General features: G+C 55.9%; 4 protein-coding genes and 1 tRNA gene. 1 reads left to right on the top strand and 4 read right to left on the bottom strand.

The window, feature by feature from the left end:
• Window positions 1-28: 28 nt before the first annotated feature.
• The 4 genes from ACYVM5_RS10500 to ACYVM5_RS10515 all read right to left on the bottom strand — a co-directional run bounded on the left by ACYVM5_RS10500 (window position 29) and on the right by ACYVM5_RS10515 (window position 5,154).
• Window positions 29-1,951, bottom strand: coding sequence for an OmpA family protein (locus ACYVM5_RS10500; RefSeq protein ID WP_460618074.1), 1,923 nt, complete (start codon window positions 1,949-1,951; stop codon window positions 29-31).
• 102 nt (window positions 1,952-2,053) lie between these two features.
• Window positions 2,054-2,566 (bottom strand): hypothetical protein, encoded by a 513-nt coding sequence (locus ACYVM5_RS10505; RefSeq protein ID WP_460618075.1) that lies wholly within the window; start codon window positions 2,564-2,566, stop codon window positions 2,054-2,056.
• Between the two features lie 144 nt (window positions 2,567-2,710).
• A complete protein-coding gene (locus ACYVM5_RS10510) occupies window positions 2,711-3,562 on the bottom strand; it encodes a (Fe-S)-binding protein (protein ID WP_198069712.1) in 852 nt (283 codons plus the stop codon).
• Window positions 3,563-3,753: 191 nt separating this feature from the next.
• The gene (locus ACYVM5_RS10515; RefSeq protein WP_460618076.1) at window positions 3,754-5,154 is read right to left on the bottom strand and encodes a (Fe-S)-binding protein; all 1,401 of its coding nucleotides are present in this window, start codon (window positions 5,152-5,154) and stop codon (window positions 3,754-3,756) included.
• Between the two features lie 171 nt (window positions 5,155-5,325).
• Here ACYVM5_RS10515 and ACYVM5_RS10520 point away from each other — a divergent pair.
• Window positions 5,326-5,398 (top strand) — tRNA-Phe (locus ACYVM5_RS10520).
• The last annotated feature ends 1,706 nt before the right edge of the window (window positions 5,399-7,104 follow it).

A 7,104-nucleotide genomic window follows, 5' to 3' on the forward strand; every position in this document is an offset into this window, starting at 1 on the left:
CTTTTGAAATCTAAGTAGAATACTCAGGCTACTTCGCTATCCGGGTCACTTTGAACTCGGTGCGACGGTTGCGCTGGTACTCTTCTTCCGTCGTCGGCTTCAGCACGATGGGGCGGGTTTCGCCGTAGCCCTTGGCCGTGATGCGCGATTTGGCGATGCCTTTGCTCACGATGTAGTCAACGGCGGCCTGGGCACGCTGCTGCGAAAGCTTCAGGTTATAAGCATCCTTGCCGCGCTGGTCGGTGTGCGAGCTCAGCTCAATGGAGATTTTGGGGTTGTCCACCAGCGTCTGCACCAGCGTATCGAGGCGGATGGCGGCATCCGGCCGGATATCGTACTTGTTGTAGTCGTAGAGAATGTCTTTGACTTCAATGGCCTTGGCCAGGATGATTTTGTTCAGCGTCAGGGTCACCGGCAGCTGAATATCGTTGGTCAGGTTGGGCAGCTGGTCCTGGCTGGGCTTGCGGCCCACAGTGCTCAGCGCAGCGCGCGACGAGAAGTCGCCGGCACGCTCAGCCAGCAGGTTGTAGCTGCTCACGGAGTCCAGCTTCAGGCTGAATTTGCCGTCCGGGCCGCTGGTAGCGGTCTGGCGCTGGCCGTTGGCACCGGTCACCGTTACGGTGGCGCCGGCTACGGGCAGCGTGGTTTTGGCTTTGTCGTCGTGCTCCAGCACGGTGCCATCAGCATAGAAGGTCACCAGCTTGAGCGGCTTCTTTTTGAACATGTACTCGTCATCCGAACCCTTGCCACCGGCGCGGTTCGAGCTGAACAAGCCCATGTCGCCGGCCATCGGCACCGGGGCAAAGTCGTCGGCAGTGCTGTTCACATCGGCCCCCAGGTTCACGGGCTGGCCGCCCTTCACCATGAAGAGGTCGAGCTTGCCCAAGCCGGGACGTCCGTCCGAAGCGAAGTACAGCGTACCGTCCGGCGCTACGCCGGGGAAGTTGTCGTTGCCGGCCGTGTTGATGGTTTCGCCGAGGTTCTCAGCCGGCGAGAAGCGGCCGTTCGGGCCGAGCGTGGCCTTGTACAGGTCGTTGCCGCCCTGCCCGCCCTTGCGGCCCGAGGCGAAGTACAGCGTGGTACCGTCCGGTGCGAAAGCCGGAGAAAAATCATCAGCCGTGCGGTCGTTGATGTTTGCCAGCACAGGCTCGCTCCAGGCACCAGCCTTGAGGTACGAAATCCAGAGGTCAACGCTCAGATAGCCTTTTTTGCTGCCGTCGTTCGAGCGGGCAAACACCATCGTCTTGCCGTCGGGCGTGTAGGTGGCGCTGGCTTCGTGCTTGTTTTCGGTATTGAAGGGGCCTTCGAGCTTGCGCACCGTGCCGCCGGTCATGGCTGCCGCGTTGTCAAATTTGATGGCGTAGAGGTCGTTGAAGTTTTCGCCGTTGCCGAGGTACTTCTTGCCCTCGCGGCCCGACGCGAATACGAAGTCGCCGGTACCGGCCATCATTGTGCCGCCAAAATCGGAGCCGGCCGAGTTCAGCGCGTCCACGGGCATCACGTCGTACTTGTTTTTGATAGCCGCCACGGCCTTGCTGGCGGCGGCGTTCTTGCTTTCGGTTTCAGCGCGGGCAGCCAGGGCGCGGTTGCCGCCGCTGCTGGCGTAGCTCGCAAACTGCGCCGCGGCCTCGTCGTACTTGCCGTTAGCTTTCAGGGCCTCGGCGTAGCGGAAGCCGGCGTCGGCGTTTTTCACCCCACCGTCCAGTGCGGCTTTGTAGAAAGGCTCGCTTTCCTCAATCCGGTTCGAGAGGCGGTAAGCCTCGCCGATGCGGAAGTTGGAGATTGCAGCTCCCTTGCCTTTGGCCACATCGGCCTTATACAGGGGAATGGCCAGCTCATACTGGCCACGGGCGAACTGCTTGTCGCCCTTGCTCATGCCACCGGTAGTGGCACAGCCGCTCAGTAGCGCGACAGAGCCAGCCGCAGTGCAGACGAATAATAGTTTCCTCATAGGTGAAGTGGGGTGGTGGTGTGGGGAGGGAAGAGGGAGGAATCAGGAATATTCCCGATTAGGCATTTTTGGGTTAGCAATAATACTACGTTTAAACAGGATTCACGTAAGCTGTCCGTTTTTTTCTTCCTGCCCGAAGTAGCGAACCAGCCAGGTTTGACTGGCTGGACGGGGCCAGCGGGTATCCAATTCACCCTTAGTCGCTAGCGTATTATCGAAATAAAATGTGTCCGGGCCTATTGTTCCGGCCGCTACGGCCGCTTTCAATTCTCCCCGCTTTAGTAGCTGCACCGTGCCGGCCTGTAAAAAAGCCAGGCGGGATTTTTCCAGCAGCTCCACGTCCAGGTGTTGCTCAAGCTGGGCCACAAAGCGTACCGAAGCATCGATAGAACAACCGCTTGCGCCGGCCACGCCCTCATCCAGCCCAATCACCAAAAACTGCTGATGCAGAAACTCGGCAGAGGCCAACAGGCTGCGGCCGTGGCTGGTCCATTCTTCGGCAAAGCGGGCCAAGCTAGGCATCACGCCCACTATCTCCGGCCCGCTGAGCGGGCGGCTGGCCTGGTAAATCCATACCCGGGCCTCGGGCGGCAACTGGTCGAAGGCAACGTACATAGGGAGCAGTTTAAGGCAGTGAGTACGGCTGGGCAACTCCTCAAAAACGGGCAGCCCATTCCTCCAAAGGTATGGGGGTAAACGAAGCCAAGCATTTTTTCTTGTCTCCGCTTACCCCCAGAAATGTATTCACACCCTTAAAATCTAGGCATTGATGCCCTCAGCCGAAGCCACCAGCTCGGCTAGGTCGAACACCTGCACTTTGCTTTCCTGCTCCTTGTTTTTTACACCGTCGCTCATCATCGTCATGCAGAACGGGCACGATACGGCGATGATGCTGCCTTGCAAATCGTGGGCCCCGGGGGCACTGGTTTCGGTCTCCACACCGCCCAGGTTGGCCAGCGCTTCGGCCTTACCGGCCAACGTGGCTAGCGCTTCCTCGGTGCGCTCGATGTTGATTTCCTTTTTGCCCGGTTCGGCTTCTTTCCACATCTGCGCGCCGCCCGCGCCGCAGCACAGGCCGTTGGCGCGGCTGCGCTTCATCTCCACCAGGTCGGCATCGAGGGCGGCCAGCACCTCGCGCGGCGCTTCGTAGATGTTGTTGGCCCGGCCCAGGTAACAGCTGTCGTGGAAAGTAATACGGCGGCCCTTGAAGCTCTCGCCCCCGGTCACGCCTACTTTGCCCTCATTAATAAGCTGCTGCAGGTACGTGCTGTGGTGAATAACTTCATAGTCACCGCCCAGCGCCGGGTATTCGTTTTTAATCGTGTTGAAGCAATGCGGGCAGGCCGTCACGATTTTCTTGATGCCGTAGCCGTTCAGGGTCGTGATGTTCTGCATGGCCTGCATCTGAAACAGAAACTCGTTGCCGGCGCGCTTGGCAGGGTCGCCGGTGCAGCTTTCTTCCAGGCCCAGCACGGCGTATTTGGTGCCCACATGGTCGAGGATGCGCACAAAGGCGCGGGTCACGCGCTTGTACCGGTCATCGAACGCACCGGCGCAGCCCACCCAGAACAGGATTTCGGGCGACTCGTTGCGGGCCGCCAAATCGGCCATGACGGGAACGTTGATTTGCTTTTTAGCGGGAGCTTCTGGGGACGTGGGGGACATAAAAGAGGTGGGAGACGACACGGTTGTCATCCTGAGCGGAGCGAAGGACCTTATCACGTCCACGCCGCGGTGAATTAGTAAAACTGATGAAAATCGCGGTGATAAGATACTTCCTTCGTCAGCATGACAGGCGATTGTTAAGCTACCGTCGCTGCCGGCTTCTCCGCCGCAAACAAGTCATCGGCCCAGTTGAACCGGTCCGACGGCGAGAAAGCCCACGGCGCGCCGTTGTTCTCAATGTTCGAGAACATCACGTTCAGCGAGTTTGGCGCGGCCGACTCTTCCAGCACCAGAAAGCGGCGCATCTCGATGATGCTTTCCAGCGGGTTGATGTTCACCGGGCAGCTTTCCACGCAGGCGTTGCAGGTAGTGCAGGCCCACAGTTCCTCCGGCGTCACCTTGCCGCGCAGCAGCGTAGCCTCCATCATATCCGTGATGGGCTCGTGCTTGGCTTCCTCACCGTACACATTGGGACGGAAGATGAGCGGAGAATTATACTTCTCCTCCATCCGGTCGCGCGTGTCCATGATGATTTTGCGCGGTGAGAGCAGCTTGCCCGTCAGGTTGGCGGGGCACACCGAGGTGCAGCGGCCGCACTCGGTGCAGGAGTAGGCGTTCAGCAGGTTGGTCCAGGGCAGGTCGTCCACATCCTTCGCCCCAAACGGCGTAGGAGCCAGCGCCGAGCCATCGGGCGCGGTAGGAGCGGGGGGGACCACGAAGCTGGGGTCCATCATGGCCTTCACCTCGTTGGTGATGCTTTCCACGTTCGAGAACTGCCCCTGTGGCACTAGGCGTGAGTACCACACGTTCGGAAACGCCATGATGATGTGGAAGTGCTTCGAGCTAGGCAGATAGTTGAGAAACAACAGGATGCCCGTGATGTGAATCCACCAGCCCAGGCGCTCCAATACGTGCAGCGTGCCCTCGTTGCCGGGTAGCAGGCCTACCAGCAGGTTGCTAATGGGGAAAGTGCCGGGAAGGTCCTGGCCTTCCATTTGGTGCAGTTTTAAGTCGGCCGTGTTCATAAAGAACAGGGCCACCATCAGCGCCACCTCTATATAAAGGATGATATTGGCATCCATCTTCGGCCACAGCCGCAGCTCTGGCCCCGTGAAGCGCTTGAGCGGCGGGTTGCTATTGCGGCGCCACCAGAACGCGGCCACTGCCACAATCACCAGCGCAGCCAGGATTTCATTGGTTGCCATCAGCACATCATACACCGGCCCCAGGAACTTCAACGCCCGATGAAAGCCGAAGATGTTGCCAAACAGCCCATCTACCACAATCTCAATTACCTCAATATTGATAACCAGAAAACCCACGTACACTACCAGGTGCAACAGCGCTGGCGTCATGCGCTTGAACATTTTCTGCTGTCCAAAAGCCACCAGCAGGGTTTTCTGAAATCGCTCGGCCGCATTGTCACTCATGTCGCGCTCGCGCCCGACCAGGATATTGGCCCGGATTTTCCGGACCTGCCACGTGAAAAAGCCAAAAGCCGCTACTAGGAGCAGTAAAAAGAGGATGGATTGCAACATGCAGTAAAGGTAAGCAGGTGGAAACGTTTGGGGCTGCAATATACTCGGCATGCCTACTACTTTTTAAAAACTACCCGCTTTTCATACTTTTTTTGCTAGGGTTCTTGCGTCGTTGCATTGCTTTCGTACCTTTGCGGTCCCCTAAGCAACCTAAAGGTGCTGCGGGGAGACGGCAACATAGCTCAGTTGGTAGAGCACAGCACTGAAAATGCTGGTGTCGTTGGTTCGATTCCAACTGTTGCCACATAAAAGGCCCTCTGCATTTTGCAGAGGGCCTTTTTGCTTTTCTAGGTAGAATTTCGGCGGCAATAGTTGCAAAAAACGAATTCGCCCGCTTTGAGTAATGGGATGCAAAGTGCTTACTGCCACTGCAGCCAAGCCAGATTCCCTCAACTGATATAGCTAAAAGGCACTTCCCCACCGCACGCATCAAGGGTTCTGTCAAAGCCAACGGAAGAAATGAGAGGTGAAGACCACCATCTCTGTTGCTAGCTGCTCAATATTCATCACGGGCGTTTACGACATTGCCTTCCCAGTCGCTTCCGCCCAACGGTGAACCACAATCCGAGCCGCAACCACCGTCGATACTATAGTAGGTCCCCAAACGTCATTGGTTACCATTACCCGCAGTAACCACATAGGGGCGGTCAATAACGCGTATTATAAGTTCGTGGCAGATCTGACAGTTGCCTATCCAGCCCATTAATGCCGGTCCAACATAAAGGCCGCAATAGCATCTGTACCTCTACTGCTACTAACGGCGCCATCGTTAGCGATACATCATTACTATTAGCAGAGGCATTACCCCGGTCCTGATGTCAATCGTATTGGCTTCAAGCATGCTCAGTATTCTTCCACCACACTGGCTAGCTAAGCGGCCACTACCTATATTAATAATGGTGACGGGCTTGCTGTCCAATTTAGTGCGCGTGTTTTCGCCTATTCAGTAGCGCAGGCTCCTTACCACTTTTCTGCGCAACTTAGAAGTATCAATAACCACAGTAGCTTATCTAATGAGTCTGACTGGCCTGACACATCCATAATGCAATAGTAGGCTCATCTAGGCTACGGCTCGGTAGAAAAGCTATAGAGTATCACCATCTGTTTAATTGGCGCGGTTATACAATGGTTGACCCCGCTACTGGTGCCTGCAACTATAATAGTCAACACAGCGGTCGGCGGTACTGTCCAATCAATGCCTGCCACCCAATCGCTAGCAATTCTGATTAGGTCTGTTGTGCAGCAAACAATATTCAGTGGGAGTGATAGCGAATTGCAGCACGCTCCCACCGGAATTAATGAAGTGGCTTTTCAACCCGGCTCACGTCTCGTGAGACCCGTATTCTAGCCGATTCAATTAGATATATCTACCGGCGTTTATCCGATTTAAGTTAGCGCAGATGGTAAAACGGCATTGCTTGTCTGCTTACCCACCAATGGACCTATTTCAAAAAAGTGTACTGTTAGTCTGCTGGCAGGCCTATTTGCATATGAGAAGGCCCCATATCCCCTCAACGCGGGCTTGCTAATTCAGTCAATCTTCAATTATTCCCCCTTCTCTCCTTGCCAGTTCAAAAATAACCCGTACTTTTGCACTCCCAAATCGAACGGAGGCGGGCACTGAGGCTAGCCAAAAAGAAATTTCCAGCCGGTCTTGGTCCTTAAAAAAAGCCTCGTACCTTTGCACCCCGCCAGAATCAACCGGATTCACGGCTTCGAAACCCACCTTTATGAATGCAGCGAAAGTTGCAAAATAAGTTTGGAAATCGAAAATTTTTCTTACCTTTGCACCCCGAATCGCACTAACCGAGTGCTGCTCGCCGCAAGCCAAGTAAAAAGGGGGAAATAAATTTCCCTGTTTACTTGTAAGCTAAGAAAAACGAGTTACCTTTGCACTCCCAATCGCAAGAAGGGGAAACGAAAAGAAGAAAAACAGGCTGAATATCAGCC

Source organism: Hymenobacter ruber (assembly GCF_054783255.1).